The sequence below is a fragment of the Verrucomicrobium sp. BvORR034 genome, from assembly GCF_000739635.1.
In the GTDB taxonomy this organism is placed as follows: Bacteria; Verrucomicrobiota; Verrucomicrobiia; order Verrucomicrobiales; family Verrucomicrobiaceae; genus Verrucomicrobium.
Map to the genome: position 1 here is coordinate 18,860 of NZ_BATQ01000092.1, position 16,234 is coordinate 35,093.

The 16,234-nt window shown below is 58.6% G+C and carries 17 protein-coding genes; 14 read left to right on the top strand and 3 right to left on the bottom strand.

Features of this window, described 5'->3' with window-relative positions:
* Window positions 1–382: 382 nt before the first annotated feature.
* Both BV034_RS15645 and BV034_RS15650 read right to left on the bottom strand, forming a co-directional pair.
* Entirely contained in the window at window positions 383–1,150 is a 768-nt protein-coding gene (locus BV034_RS15645) for a DUF72 domain-containing protein (protein WP_050027942.1), read from the bottom strand.
* Window positions 1,151–1,385: 235 nt separating this feature from the next.
* Complete coding sequence (locus BV034_RS15650) at window positions 1,386–2,642, bottom strand: DUF4375 domain-containing protein (protein ID WP_265593046.1); 1,257 nt, start codon at window positions 2,640–2,642, stop codon at window positions 1,386–1,388.
* Between the two features lie 151 nt (window positions 2,643–2,793).
* Here BV034_RS15650 and BV034_RS15655 point away from each other — a divergent pair, with 151 nt between their 5' ends.
* The 8 genes from BV034_RS15655 to BV034_RS15690 all read left to right on the top strand — a co-directional run bounded on the left by BV034_RS15655 (window position 2,794) and on the right by BV034_RS15690 (window position 10,350).
* On the top strand, window positions 2,794–3,822 hold the full coding sequence (locus tag BV034_RS15655; protein WP_050027944.1) for a class I SAM-dependent methyltransferase: 1,029 nt from the start codon (window positions 2,794–2,796) through the stop codon (window positions 3,820–3,822).
* 79 nt (window positions 3,823–3,901) lie between these two features.
* Complete coding sequence (locus BV034_RS15660; RefSeq protein ID WP_050027945.1) at window positions 3,902–4,528, top strand: DUF899 family protein; 627 nt, start codon at window positions 3,902–3,904, stop codon at window positions 4,526–4,528.
* A gap of 325 nt (window positions 4,529–4,853) precedes the next feature.
* Window positions 4,854–5,255: a hypothetical protein gene (locus tag BV034_RS15665; protein WP_050027946.1), complete on the top strand. Its 402-nt coding sequence runs from the start codon at window positions 4,854–4,856 to the stop codon at window positions 5,253–5,255.
* A 66-nt stretch (window positions 5,256–5,321) separates the two neighbouring features.
* Window positions 5,322–6,590, top strand: a complete 1,269-nt coding sequence (locus tag BV034_RS15670) for a lactonase family protein (protein WP_050027947.1) — start codon at window positions 5,322–5,324, stop codon at window positions 6,588–6,590.
* A 215-nt stretch (window positions 6,591–6,805) separates the two neighbouring features.
* The gene (locus BV034_RS15675; RefSeq protein ID WP_265593047.1) at window positions 6,806–7,792 is read left to right on the top strand and encodes a DUF3500 domain-containing protein; all 987 of its coding nucleotides are present in this window, start codon (window positions 6,806–6,808) and stop codon (window positions 7,790–7,792) included.
* A 5-nt stretch (window positions 7,793–7,797) separates the two neighbouring features.
* Window positions 7,798–8,334: a hypothetical protein gene (locus BV034_RS15680; RefSeq protein WP_050027949.1), complete on the top strand. Its 537-nt coding sequence runs from the start codon at window positions 7,798–7,800 to the stop codon at window positions 8,332–8,334.
* 121 nt (window positions 8,335–8,455) lie between these two features.
* Window positions 8,456–9,664 carry a hypothetical protein gene (locus BV034_RS15685; protein WP_050027950.1) on the top strand — a complete coding sequence of 403 codons (1,209 nt, stop codon included), beginning with the start codon at window positions 8,456–8,458 and terminating at the stop codon, window positions 9,662–9,664.
* 212 nt (window positions 9,665–9,876) lie between these two features.
* The gene (locus tag BV034_RS15690; RefSeq protein ID WP_050027951.1) at window positions 9,877–10,350 is read left to right on the top strand and encodes an SRPBCC family protein; all 474 of its coding nucleotides are present in this window, start codon (window positions 9,877–9,879) and stop codon (window positions 10,348–10,350) included.
* Between the two features lie 292 nt (window positions 10,351–10,642).
* Here BV034_RS15690 and BV034_RS15695 read toward each other — a convergent pair whose 3' ends face one another.
* Complete coding sequence (locus BV034_RS15695) at window positions 10,643–12,046, bottom strand: hypothetical protein (RefSeq protein WP_050027952.1); 1,404 nt, start codon at window positions 12,044–12,046, stop codon at window positions 10,643–10,645.
* Between the two features lie 205 nt (window positions 12,047–12,251).
* Here BV034_RS15695 and BV034_RS15700 point away from each other — a divergent pair, with 205 nt between their 5' ends.
* From BV034_RS15700 to BV034_RS15725, 6 genes are all read left to right on the top strand, one after another.
* On the top strand, window positions 12,252–12,821 hold the full coding sequence (locus BV034_RS15700) for a YdeI/OmpD-associated family protein (protein ID WP_050027953.1): 570 nt from the start codon (window positions 12,252–12,254) through the stop codon (window positions 12,819–12,821).
* 88 nt (window positions 12,822–12,909) lie between these two features.
* Window positions 12,910–13,698 (top strand): hypothetical protein, encoded by a 789-nt coding sequence (locus tag BV034_RS15705; protein ID WP_050027954.1) that lies wholly within the window; start codon window positions 12,910–12,912, stop codon window positions 13,696–13,698.
* 19 nt (window positions 13,699–13,717) lie between these two features.
* A complete protein-coding gene (locus BV034_RS15710) occupies window positions 13,718–13,915 on the top strand; it encodes a hypothetical protein (RefSeq protein WP_265593048.1) in 198 nt (65 codons plus the stop codon).
* Between the two features lie 76 nt (window positions 13,916–13,991).
* The gene (locus tag BV034_RS15715; protein WP_050027956.1) at window positions 13,992–14,879 is read left to right on the top strand and encodes an AraC family transcriptional regulator; all 888 of its coding nucleotides are present in this window, start codon (window positions 13,992–13,994) and stop codon (window positions 14,877–14,879) included.
* Window positions 14,880–14,970: 91 nt separating this feature from the next.
* Window positions 14,971–15,861, top strand: coding sequence for a class I SAM-dependent methyltransferase (locus tag BV034_RS15720; RefSeq protein WP_265593049.1), 891 nt, complete (start codon window positions 14,971–14,973; stop codon window positions 15,859–15,861).
* Window positions 15,862–15,904: 43 nt separating this feature from the next.
* A complete protein-coding gene (locus BV034_RS15725; RefSeq protein WP_050027957.1) occupies window positions 15,905–16,207 on the top strand; it encodes a carboxymuconolactone decarboxylase family protein in 303 nt (100 codons plus the stop codon).
* Window positions 16,208–16,234 lie beyond the last annotated feature (27 nt).

Here is a 16,234-nt window from a genome sequence, read left to right on the forward strand (position 1 = left end):
ACGATGGCGTACCAAAAAAACGATGGTGTGGCAAGATTCCATATCGAGGGGACTGCAGTGCCATTTGATGAAGAGGCAAATTGGGTGTACGGTTTTCCTCCCAACCGCCCTTCCAAGCTGTCCACGATGAAAAACCAGAAGCAACGAAACCGAGCCCCTCGACCCTTTAAAAATGGGAACTCTGGTGGACGTTGGGACGGCAGTCAGGGAGGGGGCTTTATCCCTATGCCGAATCCCACCTCGAAGGCTCCTGGCAAAGCCAAGGTGAAGAATGCCAAATCGGACGAAGTGACTGAGGAAGCCACTCCGCCACCCGAGGCATCGGCGTAACTCACTGTAGTGGAGCCGCACTTCGCTGCCCTTCAAAATAGGGGATGCCAGGTCAGGCGGGCGAGACCGGGGGCAAATGCTTTTGCAGGGTTTTCGCGAACTCAGGGCCGACACAAGTCTCTTCGTGCTTGAAGTAGGCATACACCTCAGACCATGTATTGGCCTGTAGCTGCTCCTGCGCAAACTGCGCCCACCGTTTGATCTGAGCGGGTTTGTAATCCTCCCGCCGGGGCCGCAGATAGCCGAAGCTGGCTGTCACTATACGCGGTGTCTCGAACTCTTCGGATTCAGCCAGGCAGAGGGCGGCGTCGAACTCGGAGAGGATGCCGTACACGTCTTCGGTGAACCACGAGTCGTGACGAAACTCGAACGCGAGTTTTCTATCGGTGGGGTTGCTTTTGGAGCGTGTCGATTTCTTCGGCGATGAGACAGAGGCGAGGAACGTCTCCAAGCGTTCCGCATCGACCTTGAATGTAGGTGGAAGTTGAAACAACACAGGACCGAGTTTGTCATCCAGTCCGCTTACCGACTGGAAGAATGTGTCCATGATGTCACCGCAATCCTTGAGTTTGGAGAAATGGGTGACTTGCTGGGGGGCTTTCAGACTGTAGCGGAAGCCAGCGGGAGTTTCATCGTACCAGCGCTGGATCGTGTTGGCGGAGGGGATGCTCCTGAAGGTGTAGTTGATTTCCGTGGAGTTGAACTGGGACGCATAATACGTCAGCATTTTTGCCTTCGACAGGCCCTCTGGATAGAATTTGTCTTTCCATTCCGGGTACTGAAAGCCCGAGGTGCCGATCCAAGTGTTGCCAGAATTCATACAAAACGAATACGTTGGAAGATTTAACGATGCGATATCCAAGATGAACGTTTCAAGGGGTCTGCCATGGACAGGACTCAGTCAAAATGTTGCGAAATAGGGCCGAAAACTGACTTCGATGGGGTGGGCGATGCGGGCAAAATTGCGTTTACGTCCTTCTCATTCAAGGTTTGCGTGCGCTCATATCCGGCTCCTCAGCCTCAGCAAAGGGCATGGCCAGGAGATGCGAGGTCGGTCACTTTTTTTGGAGCAGGGGGCGCAACGCATCCGCATGACGGACGACATAAACTGCCAGCATCCACTCGACGCCTGGACGGCCATTGTCGGGATGTGATTTGGACCATTCATTGAACAAGGCGTCCTCCTGTTCCCAGTAGTCGGGTTTCATGGCACTCATCTGTTCCAGTCTTTTTTCCTGGGTTGCTGCGGGGCCTGGTTCACCAAAAGGCTTGCACATGGCTGCAAGCCAGGACATGGCCTGCTTGTCCCCAATCACTTCATAGCCTTTCTTCACCCATGGCAGGTAGTTCCCGGTCGGGTTCCCCAAGGCCTGACCAATGCCACCGTTGGAGCTGTCTCCCTCAAAGTAGGAGACGGAGAAGTAGATCTTGGCGGCTTCTGGAAGCCCGGCAAAAGAGGTGGGTTCATGGAAATCACACAGGCGGTCATAGAGCCCGGTCAGGCCCGCAGCTGCCAGAAGGACTTCGGCCCAGTTGCTGCTGTCCTGTGGCGTTGCCTTGACCCCTGCCTCTGCAAGCGCGATGGCGCGAGCGGGAGCATGGGCGGCCAGAGCCTGTACGGCCTCGGTGTAGCCGCGGCGGATGAGATAGGCGGAATTGAGATCGAGGGCTGTAGCCTGCCATGCTGTGAGCAGGGGTTCGAGCCGCTCCAGCGGGATGGTCAGACAGGCACTGTTGCAGCCCGTCAGGATGTCCACGACGTGGGGGTTGTCTGCAGAGAGAAGCTTGTCGCTGAGAAGGGTGCGTCTGGCGACTTCCTTGTCGAGATGTGGCAGTAGACGTATGGCATCATCTTGCTCGGGACTGTCTTTGATGCACCATCGTGCGACGCCTTCTGCCAATCCTTTCCTGTATGAATCTGTTGCATTGGCCACATGACATCCGTAGAAAATACCTGGCAAGGCGTCCGTTCCGTCCGAATCGTCTGCCAAGTCCCGGTTGATGAACGGAACGATCTCAGGCAGGCCGGTCCGCGCCAGCTCGGTCGCCATGTTGGAGCGGGTGAGGCTTGGGATGGCCTCGTAGTGTGCCGTCATGTAGGCGATGTCCTCCTTGGCTTTTGGTGACGAAACCCAGTTGCGGTGTGCTTCGGCGGAGTTGTCCGGGCCGGGTTGATACTCTCGTTCGTCAAAAGCCCGGGTGATGGCCCGTATCCGGTTGGCATCCAGCTCGCTGGCCATGAGCACCGGGGCGACCAGACAGCCGGCAAATGCCGCAGAAACTGTCTGAAGACAGAAAAGGATGGGTTTCACAAATTCGAGGCCGGGGTAAACCCAAGGGGTTTGTTGCTGAATTCGTTGCGCGAGACGGATCGATGGTGAGCTAGCGCCGCGCCATTGTCCACGGGACTGTTCCGAAAAAATAATTAATTGATTCGGGCCTATTCGTGGGTTGCGTTGGGGCATGTCCTCCGCCGAAACGTCTGCTCCCTCGCCGGGTCTCTTTTTTGAGACGATCAATGCGTATCAGAGAACGGCTGCGTTGAAGGCGGGGGTGGAGCTTGGTGTGTTCACGGTTCTGGCATCGGGCGTGGCAACTGCGGAGGGGGTGGCAGAGGGCTGCCAGTGTCCCGTGCGTGGCGTTCGTATTCTGTGCGATTCGCTCGCCATCTTTGGCTTTTTGAGCAAGGTGGACGGCAGGTACTTCCTCACGCAGGATTCTGCCTTGTTCCTGGACCAAAACTCGCCCGCTTACCTTGGCGGCACGCTTCAGTTTATGCTGGCCCCCAGCATCACGGAAGCGTTCGGTGACCTGGCATCCACCGTCCGCAGTGGCAGGGTGCACACGTCCAAGGACGGCACCACAGCGCCGGATCACCCCGTGTGGGTCGAGTTTGCCAAGGCCATGAGTCCGATGATGCAAGGGACCGCCCAGGCGGTGGCGAGACTGGTCCCGCCAGTGCAGGTGGATGCGGCCCGCCAGGCCAAGGTGCTGGACATCTCCGCCAGTCACGGTGCCTTTGGCATTGCCTTTGCCCAGCAGCATCCCGGAGTGCACCTCGTTGCGCTGGATTGGGAGGCTGTCCTGGCAGTGACGGAAGCCAATGCGATCTCCGCGGGACTAGCGGATCGTTTTAGCAAGCTGGTTGGAGATGCCTTCACTGTCGATTTGGGTGCCGACTATGACGTGGTGCTGGTGCCCAACTTCCTGCATCATTTCAACATCGCTGATTGCACGCGCTTTCTCAAACGGGTGAAGGCGGCGCTCCGTCCGGGAGGGCGGGTAGTGATCGTGGAGTTTGTCCCCAACGAAGATCGCATCACCCCGCCACCGTCAGCGTCCTTCAGCCTGGTCATGCTGGGCACAACGCCGGAAGGGGACGCCTACACGTTTGGCGACTGCCAGAAGATGCTGGCGGATGCTGGCTTTCATAACGCATCGCTCCACCCCTTGCTGCCTACAGCGCAAAGTGCAGTGATCGCGGTGGCGTAGAGGTTCTTGCTGGCACCGGTTGTGTCCGGTCGATGCCTTCCCTCAGACTTGTGAAACTTCACCCCAGCATGCCTGAACTATGAGCACCGAAATCCAGCAACTCGAAGAGCAAATCTACGAACTGACCAAGAAGCTGACGGAGCTGCGCAAGCAGTCTGGTGGCGAAAGCAGGGAGGTGTCGAACTACACGTTCGACACCCTTACGGGCTCAGTGGATCTGGCATCGTTGTTCTGCGGTAAGAATCTGCTCTTTGCCATTCACAACATGGGGCAGGCCTGCCGGTATTGCACCCTCTGGGCAGATGGCCTGAACGCCTTTCTGCCGCATCTGGAAGACCGCTTCGCAGTGGTGCTGCTTTCCAAGGACACGCCCGAAGTGCAGCAACGGATCGCTCACTCCCGGCAGTGGCGTTTCCGGATGGCTTCCCACGGCGGAGGCAGTTACCTCAAGGAGCAGACCGTGCTCCCCGGAGAGGACAATATGCCCGGAATCGTGTGCTACGAGCGGCGGGAAGATGGCCGCATCTTCCGGAGGAGTTCAGCCATCTTCGGCCCGGGCGACCTCTATTGTAGTATCTGGCATGTGCTGTCGCTTGCAGGGATAAGCGATGGTGAATGGACACCCCAGTACAGCTACTGGAAGCGACCCTCAGCTGAGGCTATGGAAGATGGTGGGGAGAATTTGGATGGAGGGTGTTGCGAGTAGTTGATTGTAGGTTGGATTCTGGGACGGGCGGGGTGCTTGCCCGACAGCGTTTGTTGAGGGGCAGTTTTGACTGCGATGAGGGCCTACCGCTCCGCGGTAGAATTTCTGCTCCAAGTTTTCCATGGGTTTTCATGGTGAACCCTCCGGGTTCGGGTGCTTGGATGGCGCTCATTGGTGAGATAAATTCAAAGGGTGAAAGCTGATGATAGTTCAAACATTAGATTGCTCAGTCCGCGTTGCTGTCGATCACCAGGAGTCGTTGCCGGAGCAATCATCGTGACAGGCTGTGCTGTTTTGCATCGTTACCCTGCTGCGAACTCCCACTATGACCAACGAATTCCCCAGCGGGCCCTGGACGGGCTACTATCAATATCGGACCGGTCAGCGTGGAACGCAGGATCTTGTGTTGACGTTTGAGGATGGGCGTATGTCTGGGACCGGCGTGGATGAGTTGGGTGTGTTTCGTATTGAGGGAAGTTACAACGAGACCAGCCGCGAGGCCGACTGGCTGAAGAGTTACCCGAGTGGGCACCTCGTGCAGTACCGCGGCTTCAGGGAGGGCCCGGTGCCTGGGATCTGGGGGACCTGGAAGATTCCGGGCAGTTGGTCAGGCGGCTTCCATATTTGGCCCGTGTCGGCTGGCAGTAGTGCATCGAGGACTGAGCGGACGGCTGAACCGATGAAGATCCCTCAGAGAGTGTTGCATGGCGCGGGCGCTGAAGACTGAGTTGCGGGCCTTGTCTGCAATACCTTTGTGAGTAGTGGCGTAGCCTTGGAAGCCTTCTTTCCATCCATGACACGCGCTCCATCCTCCCGCCGTTTGTTTCTCAAATCCTCCGCCACTGCGATCACAGGCGCTTTGCTGCCGATCCAGCTGCCAGCGGCTGACGGGAAGGGAAGCGCAGGGGGGAAACTCATCGCTTATGTAGGCACGTTCAGCTCGCCGTTGCAGAACATGAAGGCAACCCAGGTGGATCTGCCACCGGGGAATGGCAAGGGCATCCACCTGTTCCAAGCGGATCGCACTACAGGAGCGCTCACTGCGGCCGGGATCCATGAAATGGGCACCAGTCCGTCCTGCCTGGTGCTGAATCGTGCGGGGACGCATCTATACTCGGCGAACGAAACCGACAGAGTGGGTGCCAATGAAGCTGGCACGGTCAGCAGCTTCACCGTGAGTCCTGAGAACGGCAGTTTGACGCTGCTCAACTCCGTTAACTCTGGCGGCAAAGGGCCTACCTACGTCAGCCTGCATCCCTCGGGCAAGCACCTCTTTGTGGCCAACTACTTTGGCGGCGCCGTGGCAGTATTGCCGGTGCTGCCAGATGGCCGACTGGGGGAGGCGACGGATGTGAAAAAGGACGAAGGTGTCATCGGTCCGCGTCAGGCCACGAATGCGCCTCCCGGCAGTTTTGCGTTCAGCGGCCACGACCAAACCCATTGCCACATGATCACTGCCGATCCCTCGGGCCGGTATGTGCTCCACGTGGATCTGGGCCTCGATCAGATCCATGTCTGGAAGTTCGATGCCAGCAAGGGCACACTGAGCCCAAATGATCCGCCGCATGTCTCCCTGCCTCCGGGGGATGGGCCTCGTCACTTTGCCTTTCATCCGGAGGGTCGCTGGCTCTACTCTCTGCAAGAGGAGGGCTCCACCATCGTGCTTTTTGACTATGACGGCGGAACGGGGGAGCTCACGTCCCGGCAGACGCTTTCCAGCTTGCCACCGGGTTACGCCGGGAGCAATTTCTGCTCGGGCGTTCACGTTTCTCCAGACGGCCGGTACGTTTATGCGGGGAACCGGTTGCATGATGGCATCAGCATCTTCGCTGTGGGCAAGGATGGCACGCTCACTTATGTGACTGAAGAATGGACTCGCGGAAACTACCCGCGCAGCTTCACCTTTGATCCCAGTGGGGAGTTTCTGTACTGCTGCAATCAGCGGGCGGACAATGTGACTGTCTTTCGGGTGGATCGGTCGTCTGGTGGGTTGAAGTTCACCGGTCACTACACTCCGGTGGGCAATCCCTCTTGTGTGGTGTTTGCAGAATTGGCTGGTTAGAGTGGAGGACGCTCCTGCGACAAGAGCCCCCGTCGGCTCACCTGCAAATCGAAGCCAAATTTTTTGGAGACTGTTCGCATCGCTGCGGGTTAGACTCGTGTCCCCGCTCAGTCTGAGCGGCGGACACTTCCATCCCTTCTCCAGCTATGCACGGTATCTTCCAGACATCCTGTAGCCACCTCTGTCTCGCTCTGTTTTTGAGCTCGGTGGCACTTGTGAAAAGTCGCGCTGCGGAGCCCACTGCATCGGCAAGCCCGGCCATTTCAGAAGCTGCCAGACGGATCGCGCAGGCGGCGGACAAGTTTCTCGTCTCCCTCGACGACTCAGGGCGCAAGGGAGCGGTTTATAAGTTCAATGACGAGGAGCAGCGCAAGCGGTGGTCCAACCTGCCCACCTCGTTTGTGAAACGCGGGGGGCTGCGTATGGGGGATCTGACCCCGGCACAGCGGGAGGCGGCCATGGCCCTGCTGGCGACGGCACTGAGTCCGAAGGGCTACGAGAAGGTGGTGCAGATCGTGGAGGCGGATGAGGTGCTAAACCAGGGTTCACAAAGGAAGATGTTTGGCCGCGACGAGTACTACATCTCTTTTCTGGGCACGCCTTCAACCACAACCCCCTGGATGATCCAGTTCGGTGGGCATCATCTGGCACTGAACATCACTCTCGCCGGGCAGAATGCTACGCTGGCACCCAGTCACACGGCCGCGCAGCCAGCCATCTACGAGCTGGAGGGGAAGACCATCCGCCCGCTCGGAGGAGAGACTGACAAGGCCCATGAGTTGATGGCTTCCCTGGACGAGTCACAACGAAAACAGGCTGTGCTGGGCTTTGAGATGCGGGATCTGGTGCTGGGGCCTGGCCGGGATGGTCAAGTCATCCAGCCCGAGGGACTGAAAGGTTCTGAACTGACTCCAAAACAAGGTGAATTGCTCCTCGAACTGGCGACAGAGTGGACGGGCATCATGCATGAGGCCGTGGCCAAGGCCAAGCTGGAGGAGATGAAGAAGCATCTGGAGGAAACCTGGTTCGCCTGGAGTGGTCCCACGGAAAAGGACAGTTCCGCCTACTTCCGGATCCAGGGCCCCACCGTGCTGATCGAATATGCCCCGCAACGTCTGGGAGGGGATACGAAGAAGCACATTCACACTATCTATCGTGACCCTACGAATGAGTATGGGGCGAAGTGGACGAAGGAACCTTGAGCCCCATGCTCCGTCGTCTGCTCCTTCTCGTTGCCTTGCTGGCGTTTGCCTCTGCATCGGCACACCGGCTCGATGAGTATCTGCAGGCGACCATGGTCGTCATTGAGCCCAGTGCGGTGCGCCTGCAACTCACGCTGACCCCTGGAGTGGAGGTGGCGAATGAGGTGCTTGCGCAGATCGACCGGGATGGCAATGGCGCAGTCTCAGACAAAGAAGCCGCCGACTACGCGGAGGCCCTGCGGCAGAACCTCGTGGCACGTCTGGATGACCGCAATCTGGAACTGAAACTGACGCACTCGAAGTTCCCAGCGCCATCTGAACTGCGAAGCGGGACAGCAAGCATTGAATTGGACTACTCCATCCTTGTTGAAACCCTGGCGGCAGGTGGCCACAAGCTGAGTCTTGAAAACCGGCATCTACCTGGCGTCAGCATCTATCTCTTGAATGCGGCACTGCCTAAATCGGCAAAGATCAAAATCAAGCGTCAGCTGCGAAGCGAGTATCAGCGGACGGGAGAGATTGAGTTTGAGGTGAGCCAGTAGCGCTGGCGAAAGTGGAGCCACACGGTGTATCAATCTGGGAAATTCAGTTGGCGTTGCTGTTCTGGCGATGCGAACTCTGCGGGGTTGAACTTGTCCTGGCGGAGCACCATCGATTGAGCCCATGAAGCTGCCCTTTATTCGTAGAGCCCGACACCTGGAGGCAGTGGCGGAATGGGCGGATAGAGTCGCCAAGGCGAAGCTGCGACAGGCAGAGCTTGCGGAGAAGCTGAAGGCTGTGACAGAGGCGCGGGGCCGTGAACTGGAGCATACCCGGGCGCTCAGCAAACTCTGTGAAGAGCTGAAAGTGGAAGTGGCAGAGTTGCGTCAGCGCGAGGTGGAAGCCAATCCGCTGCGATTGACCCTCCTGGATCGTGTGGCCGCGGCCCGTGCGGGACAGTTTCAGAAGCCTCAGGCGCCCATTCCTGTAGTGCTATGTGTGGATGTGGAGCCTGACGCGCGGGTGGTGGATCTCGCCGACCCTTCATGGCGTGGAACCGATGTGTTCCTGGAGAAATGGCCAGCCCTTCGGCACATCCTGGTGAAGAAGTCGGGCGCGGCATCTGTACCGCTGACTTGGTTCCCTCGCGCAGATCCGCAGATCGAGAGGTGCAATGGCTCGGCTTCCTTCGCCCTCCAGCGTTACTCCCAACATTGGGAGACTGCCCAGGCGGCAGGGGATGAGATTGGTCTTCATATGCACGGCTGGCGCTGGCAAGAGGAGAACAACCAGTGGTCTCAGGATCACGGGGACTCCGTGTGGATGGAGCATTGCCTTCGCTCAGCCATCGCGGAATATCGGGCTCATTTCGGCAAGGCTCCGCCAGTCTATCGGGGTGGGGACCACTATCTGGATGAGATGGTGCTCCGCGTGCTGCGTGAGGAAGGTATCGCCCTGGATATGACACTGGAACTGCTGCCCACCATGCAGCGACTGGTGGAGGAAGAGTCTGGTACAGGGTGCTTGCCGGATTGCTCCATGGCACCGGCCCACGCCTATCGTCCCAGCGTGAGCGATTTTACAGTGCCTGATCTGGTGCAAAAGGAGGGACTCGGTATCCTTCCGCTCACGCCTTATCAGGGAGGAAGCCTTTGCTTGTGGGCTCCGAATCAAGTGGTGGACGAGGCCCTCGAGAGCATCGTCCAGCAGCATCCCGTGCCCACCCACCTTGCTTTTGCGGTGAGGTCGAACATTGCAGACACCGGCTACTGGGAGAGTTTTGTAGAGAACACCTTCTCCCTGGCACGGCGCGCGAAAGAAGGCAGCCTTCGATTTGTTACGGCCTCGCAGGCGTGGCAGCTCGCGATGAGTCAAATGAGGGGGAATTCGTGAGAGTGGGGGAACATTTCGCGAGGCGTTTTTGTTTCATGCTGCCTTGCGTTTGGTCCGGCCTTTTCTGTGTGCTGATCCGTTGGTAGGGGAGTCCGTGAGAAAAGTTCGGATTTTTGTCCTTGCGACCCGGACTCCTTCGTCATGAGACTGAGCGCCGGGAACCCTGCCTGGTCACTCACCCCAAACCAAACTGAACTTCAATCTGTTGCCTTATGTCCACCGAAACCAACGCCCCGGCGACCAACACCATCAAACTGCACCGTGTGCTTCGCGCCACGCCCGAGCGAGTGTACCGTGCTTTCATCGATCCTGATGCCATGGTAAAATGGCTGCCACCCTATGGATTCACCGGCAAGGTGCATCACATGGATGCCTGTGTGGGCGGGATCTACAAGATGTCCTTCACCAACTTTTCCACGGGATCGAGCCATTCGTTTGGCGGCAAATACCTCGAGCTCAAGCCCAATGAACTCCTCCGCTACACCGACGTGTTCGACGATCCGAACCTCCCCGGTGAGATGATCACCACTATCACTCTGAAGAAGGTGTTTTGTGGCACGGAGATCACGGCCGTACAGGAGGGCGTTCCCGGCGTCATTCCGGCGGAGGCTTGCTACATGGGCTGGCAGGAATCGCTGGAACAGCTGGCGAAGCTGGTTGACCCGGAGATTCCGGACCACGGTTAGTCGCCATTCGCGCCATTCATTTCTTGAGTGATGATGGACGGGGAGCCGGTTGAAAGCTGGTTCCCCGCTTTCTTTGCAGCCTTGTGGTTCGACCGCGTCACGGTGTAGCAGGCTGGTGTCTTCCGACCGTCCGCTGCAACCTCTCTGCTTACCCTCAACAGGTACGAGGAGCCTGCGTGGGCCGTGAAAGCGGCGCTTCACGCACGCACTCCATCCCGACGCGTCGGGGACAGCGGGACCAGGCTTTGCGAGTCTTCAGTAAGATGGCTGCCCATCTGCTTCCGGGGCGTCTTTATCCTCGATAGCCAAAAAACCGCCGGCTGGTGATCACATCCGCGACTGCCTGCGGCACCATCTGCCGCCAGGATTCATCGCCCGCGGCGATTTTTGCCAAAGCGTCGCGGGAGAAGAAGCGGAGGTAGTCGGGGTTGTAGTTGTCCAGCTCTACAAAACTGCCGCGGTCTGCCAGGTATCCGTAGAGCTTTTTCAGCTCGGGGGCGACCTTCAGAGTTTGGACGGTGGTGAGCCCGGCAGGGGAATTCGCCTGTAGCGGATACACGTAAAGCTTGAGGTCGTTTTTGAAGAGGCGACCGAAGGACTCCAGAATGCCTCCGGGCAGCTGAGTGTAGTAGCGCTCGTCGAAAATCTCCAGCAGGCTGGGTATGCCCATCACGATGCCAACGCGCTCCTTCGTGCGCCAGGAAAGGTAGGCCGCGAGGCGGTAGTACTCGAAGTAGTCGGAGATGAGCACGGTGACACCGCAAGCTGCCAGGACATCGGCACGGGCCAGGAAGTCGCGCCGATCCACCTCGTTGCCACCCGCCATGAGATTGCGCATGGTGAGCTCAAAGATGGGCAACACCTCCTTGCCCTGAACGGCGGGGTCCTGGCGGAACTTGTCCAAGGCGCACTCCAGCATGTTCAGGTTAACGTGCGTGGGGGGGCGGAAACTGCCGCGCTCGACCATCACGGCCTTCTTGTAGAGCACATCAGAGGGTTGGAGGATCTCTCCGGTGGCACCAAACATGGCGGCACCGCTGAGGCCCAGTTGCACGAGTTTCAAGCTGATCAATCGATTGTCCACGGAGCGGAACTCGATGCCCTTGAACTCGATCGCATCGATCTCAATCCGCCCCGTGGTCAGCTTGTCCAGCAAGCTCTCCACGAGTTTGTCGGGATCGTGATGCAGGAAGAAGGCTCCGTAGAGCAGGTTCACGCCCACCACGCCCAGGGCCTCCTGCTGGAGCGCGGCCTCAGAGTCCAGCATGCGCACATGCAGCAGGATCTGGCTGGGCTCATCCCGCGGGCGGGACTGGAACTTTACGCCCATCCAGCCGTGACACTCGTTCCCGCCCTTAAAGCTGCGGGCCACCACGGTGTCGGCAAAGGCGAAGAAGGCTGTGCTGTCCCCACGCTTCTCGCTGAGGCGGTCCACGTTCAACTGAAACTCGTAGTCCAGCATCGACTGGAGCCGGGAGCGTGAGACGTATCGCTCCGTGCCGCCGTAGATGGCATCACTCACCACCATGTCGTACGCGGAGATGCTCTTCGCCACCGTGCCTGCGGCTCCGCCCACGCGGAAGAACCACCGCACCACTTCCTGCCCGGCCCCGATCTCCGCCATCGTCCCGTACCAGCGGCGGTCGAGATTGATCTTCAGCGCCTTCTGATGGGTATCCAGTTCCTCGTCCTTCATAGATTCATGATGTGTGCACAACCGCCGGGGGTGTCATAAAGGGAACGCTTGTGACGGCTGTGGTCGACCAAATTCTGTGGGATCTACGCTGAATTCACACAGGGCAGGGATGGGCGGCGGTGCTGGCCATGGGTTGGTGACCTTCAGAGGCGTTTGTGCTTGTTCCCGCTGGCCTTTTCCTGGACGATCATTGTACCCCCCTTCCATGAAGCCCAAGTCCCAGAGCACAGACGATTTCCAAAGATTCGCCAACGCCTCCGAATGGGAGAGCTGGCTGGCGACGCATCAGGCGGAGACCGGTGGAGTGTGGCTCTTGATTGCCAAGAAAGGCTATCGCGGACCGGGGCTCTCCATCAGCGATGCGCTGGACGTGGCGCTCTGCTTCGGCTGGATCGACAGCCATCGCAAGGGGTATGATGAAACCCACTACCTGCAGCGATATTCCCCACGACGCCCGAAGAGTCCGTGGTCCAAACTCAATGTGCAGCGCACCCAAGCCTTGATTGCCGAGGGACGGATGCATGAGGGTGGGTTTAAGGAAATTAAGTTGGCGGAATCAGACGGCCGCTGGGCGGTGGCGTATGAGTCGCAGAGTGAGGCCGCGATCCCGGATGACGTAGCTTCCGCGCTGGCTGCCAATCCATTGGCGGCGAAGGCCTTCGAGGCTCTCTCCAAAAGCGCCCGCTACAGCCTCATCCTGCCCGTGCTGAAAGCGACCACGCCCCAGGTGCGCTCCCGTCGTGTGCAGAAACTGGTGTCCACCTTGGTAGGGTGATTCCACGGGCCTGCAAGAGGAGGGAGGTGAGAGGGGCGTCGAAACATTCTGTTTGCCATTTTGATCGAATTGCCATCACAATCCGCGCATGAATCCCCTCCAGAAAGCCGCCTTCATCTTTTGCGCCACCGTGCCCGGAATCGCCCAGGCCTGTCTGTGGGACAGCGATACCCTGGCCACAGAAAGTGCCCGTTTTCCGAATGTGGCTGGGATCATGGCCGGCGTTTTTCCGCGGCACTCGAAGGAGTATCACGTCTGGCGGATCCAGCAGAAACAACCGCTGGTGGAGTCTGGCAAAGCGGGCGCATCTGATTATGATGATCTGGCGGTTTCGCAGCACAAGCTAGGTGATCACAAAGCGGCCATTGCCACCATGATGGCCAAGGAACAGAAGGTGTCAGGGTTATACGAGACTTATTCGAACTTGGGTACTTTCTACATCTACGCAGGCGAGTTGAGCGTTGCTCAGAAATGGATCGAAAAAGCGCTGGCCATCAATCCGAATGCGCACTTTGGTCGAGAGAAGCATCAGCGATGGCTGGTGATGTGGCTGCGGGAAAGACGCAGCACTGTCTTGACCGAAGATGAGAAGAAGAAGGCGCCGTTTCATGACCCTGGGGACGTGCCCACTGGGTTTGCTGCGTTTGTTGCCCGCCAGCAAATGGGAGGGGCCACCGGGGACCCTGAGTTTATCAAGTTCACGGAAGTGCAGCAGGATGCAGCCATAGGCGGCTTGATCGGGATGATGTACTTTGCTGACTTTGACAATCCGATCCTTCAGGAGGCCCTCGGCGATTTGCTCTCGTACGGCAAGATGGAAGGAAATGCGTCCCAACTCGCGGGATTGTGCTATCTGCACGTCAGAGAAGGTGACTGATTCCGAGGAAAAGGCCAAGTTGAAAGCCCTCATGCACAAAGCGGTGAGCGCATCCCACTTGCGCGAAGAGAAGGACCTGAAAAAGACACTGGACAGCGCTCTGCTGAAAGGGGAAAACCTCAACAAAGGTGTAAAGGCTGACGAAGTTGCCTGGATTGCTGCTGGCAAAGATGTTGCGGCGGAATTTCAGTCGAAGTACCTGCAAGTGCGCAAGTGACAGGCGGGTGTTTCTGCCTTGTTGCATGCAAAAATCTGGGAGATGATGTACTGTCATCAGGCCGCCCAGTGTCCCTATGCTCAACCTCTACGACGCTGTTCGCAACAATCCGAGCTACAGCAAGCTCGAGATTGGGGAGTTCCTGTTCGCGGAGTACACGTGTGGGGCAAACATCAAGATGCTCCCCAACTGGACGGAGAAGGATTACTTTGTCCATGTGGTGACGGGCACCAAGACGTGGCACACGTGTGATGGGGAGTGGAAGGCCAGTCCCGGGGAGACGCTCTTCATCAAGAAGGGGGCGACGGTGGTGGAGCAGTTTTTCGATTCGGAGGTCTGTCTGCTCATGGTCTTCATCCCGGACGCCCTCATGCGCAGCACCGTGCGGGAGGTGATCGAGGCGCTGAGTCTGGCAGGGGCGGTCAGTCCGCCGCCAACCACCGCGGTGCGGGTGGAGCACGATGTGGGGCTGGATGCCTTGTTCCAGTCCATGCGGACCTATTTGGTGGGAGTGGAGAAGCCCCCGGAACCGCTGGTACGGCTCAAGCTCAAGGAGTTGGTGATGAGTGTGCTCACCAGCGGGACCAATATGGCGCTGGCCGCATATTTCCGCCGGGTGGGGACTACTGAGGCACCTTCGGTGACGGAGATCATGGAGACCAATTTCCGCTACAATCTCTCCCTGGAAGAGTACGCGAAGCTCTGCCATCGCAGCCTTTCTTCCTTCAAGCGGGAATTCCAGGCCGCCTTCCAGGAATCTCCGGGAAAGTGGTTGCTGCTGAAGCGCCTGGACCTGGCTGCCACCCTGCTGCGAAGCTCAGCGCTCAATGTCACTGAAGTGGCCTTCGAGAGTGGCTTCGAACACGTTTCTCACTTCAGCCGGGTGTTCAAGGATCGCTTCGGTGTTTCCCCCATGACGTATCGTGCGGATGGGCCGGCGATGGCAGGTTTGTCCGAGTCTTGAGCCGTACAGTCAAAAGGCTGGACTGCCCAGCAAAGCAGGAGGCGTGGGAATTGGGTAAGCTGATCGTGGTGATAAACACCGCCATACACCCATGCAAACCGCGACCCTGAACCCAACCGAAAGGAGGCCAAAGCAACCGACGACTGGCACCCAATCATCCTCGCCGGAGATTCCTCAATTGAAGGAAATCAAGGCCAAGCAGAAGTTCACCTGGGAGGCCGGAGACTTTGGCCAGGTGGCCCGGAGCATCGAGAACTTCGCCGAGCACTTCATGTCCCGTCAGCCGTTGTGCCCTGGGATGCGCGTGTTGGACGTTGCGTGTGGCACGGGCAATCTGGCGGTGCTCGCCGCCCAGTCCGGCTGCGTGGTCAGCGGCATCGACATCGCGGCCAACCTCCTGGAGCAGGCCAGAGATCGCGCCCACGCCGCGGGATTGGACATCGACTTTCAGGAGGGGGACGCCGAAGCGCTGCCCTATCCGGACAATACGTTCGATCTCACCGTGAGCATGTTTGGGGTGATGTTTACGCCTCGCCCCGCCGTCGCTGCGGCGGAACTCTGGCGTGTGACCAAGCCGGGCGGACAGATCGCTCTCGCCAACTGGACACCGGAGGGATTCATCGGAAAGATGTTCAGTGTTTTCAAGAAGCACCTGCCCCCTCCGCCAGTTGGAGTTCCTTCTCCCATGGAGTGGGGGATTGAGGGGCGGGTCGAGGAGCGGCTGCGGGACGGCTTTGTAAATCTGCGTCTGACCCGTCAGGCGGATGTCATGCGGTACCCGTTCCCACCGGCGGAGACGGTCGATTTTTTTCGTAAGTACTATGGTCCAACTCTCCGAGCCTTCGAGTCGCTCTCAGCAGACGGCCAGATCGCGCTGAGGGAGGATTTGGTTGCGCTGCAGACTCGTTACAACTCCGCGAAAGACCCCGGAACGACTGCGGTCGAAGCGGAGTATCTGGAAGTCGTGGCCACCAAGCGTTGAGGGCTGGTTGGCCCTTTGACCACCAACCTGAGGAACCTGTATCATGTACCATCAAGATCATTTGAAGAACATCCCGAAGATGAACGACCTGGCCCCTGAGGCCATGAGAGCCTTCTGGGCTTTTGACCGGCTGGCTGTCGCAGAGGGTGCCATTCCCGTGAAGTACAAGGAGCTGATCGCGGTGGCTGTGGCCGTCACGACGCAGTGCCCGTACTGCATCGAGATCCATACGGCCAACGCCCGCAAGGCCGGAGCCACCGATACCGAGCTGACTGAGGCGACCATCGTGGCTGCTGCTCTACGTGCGGGCGGGGCCATCACGCATGCAACGCATGCGTTGGGGTGAGGGGGAATCTGGCCGATAGCGAAAGCA

What these genes read in the sequence shown, in the direction of transcription:
- BV034_RS15655 (WP_050027944.1), top strand. Translation starts at nt 2,794, where the DNA reads ATGTCCTCCGCCGAAACGTCTGCTCCCTCGCCGGGTCTCTTTTTTGAG.
- BV034_RS15725 (WP_050027957.1), top strand. Translation starts at nt 15,905, where the DNA reads ATGTACCATCAAGATCATTTGAAGAACATCCCGAAGATGAACGACCTG.
- BV034_RS15660 (WP_050027945.1), top strand. Translation starts at nt 3,902, where the DNA reads ATGAGCACCGAAATCCAGCAACTCGAAGAGCAAATCTACGAACTGACC.
- BV034_RS15685 (WP_050027950.1), top strand. Translation starts at nt 8,456, where the DNA reads ATGAAGCTGCCCTTTATTCGTAGAGCCCGACACCTGGAGGCAGTGGCG.
- BV034_RS15690 (WP_050027951.1), top strand. Translation starts at nt 9,877, where the DNA reads ATGTCCACCGAAACCAACGCCCCGGCGACCAACACCATCAAACTGCAC.
- BV034_RS15680 (WP_050027949.1), top strand. Translation starts at nt 7,798, where the DNA reads ATGCTCCGTCGTCTGCTCCTTCTCGTTGCCTTGCTGGCGTTTGCCTCT.
- BV034_RS15715 (WP_050027956.1), top strand. Translation starts at nt 13,992, where the DNA reads ATGCTCAACCTCTACGACGCTGTTCGCAACAATCCGAGCTACAGCAAG.
- BV034_RS15645 (WP_050027942.1), bottom strand. Translation starts at nt 1,150, where the DNA reads ATGAATTCTGGCAACACTTGGATCGGCACCTCGGGCTTTCAGTACCCG.
- BV034_RS15705 (WP_050027954.1), top strand. Translation starts at nt 12,910, where the DNA reads ATGAATCCCCTCCAGAAAGCCGCCTTCATCTTTTGCGCCACCGTGCCC.
- BV034_RS15695 (WP_050027952.1), bottom strand. Translation starts at nt 12,046, where the DNA reads ATGAAGGACGAGGAACTGGATACCCATCAGAAGGCGCTGAAGATCAAT.
- BV034_RS15700 (WP_050027953.1), top strand. Translation starts at nt 12,252, where the DNA reads ATGAAGCCCAAGTCCCAGAGCACAGACGATTTCCAAAGATTCGCCAAC.
- BV034_RS15720 (WP_265593049.1), top strand. Translation starts at nt 14,971, where the DNA reads ATGCAAACCGCGACCCTGAACCCAACCGAAAGGAGGCCAAAGCAACCG.
- BV034_RS15665 (WP_050027946.1), top strand. Translation starts at nt 4,854, where the DNA reads ATGACCAACGAATTCCCCAGCGGGCCCTGGACGGGCTACTATCAATAT.
- BV034_RS15670 (WP_050027947.1), top strand. Translation starts at nt 5,322, where the DNA reads ATGACACGCGCTCCATCCTCCCGCCGTTTGTTTCTCAAATCCTCCGCC.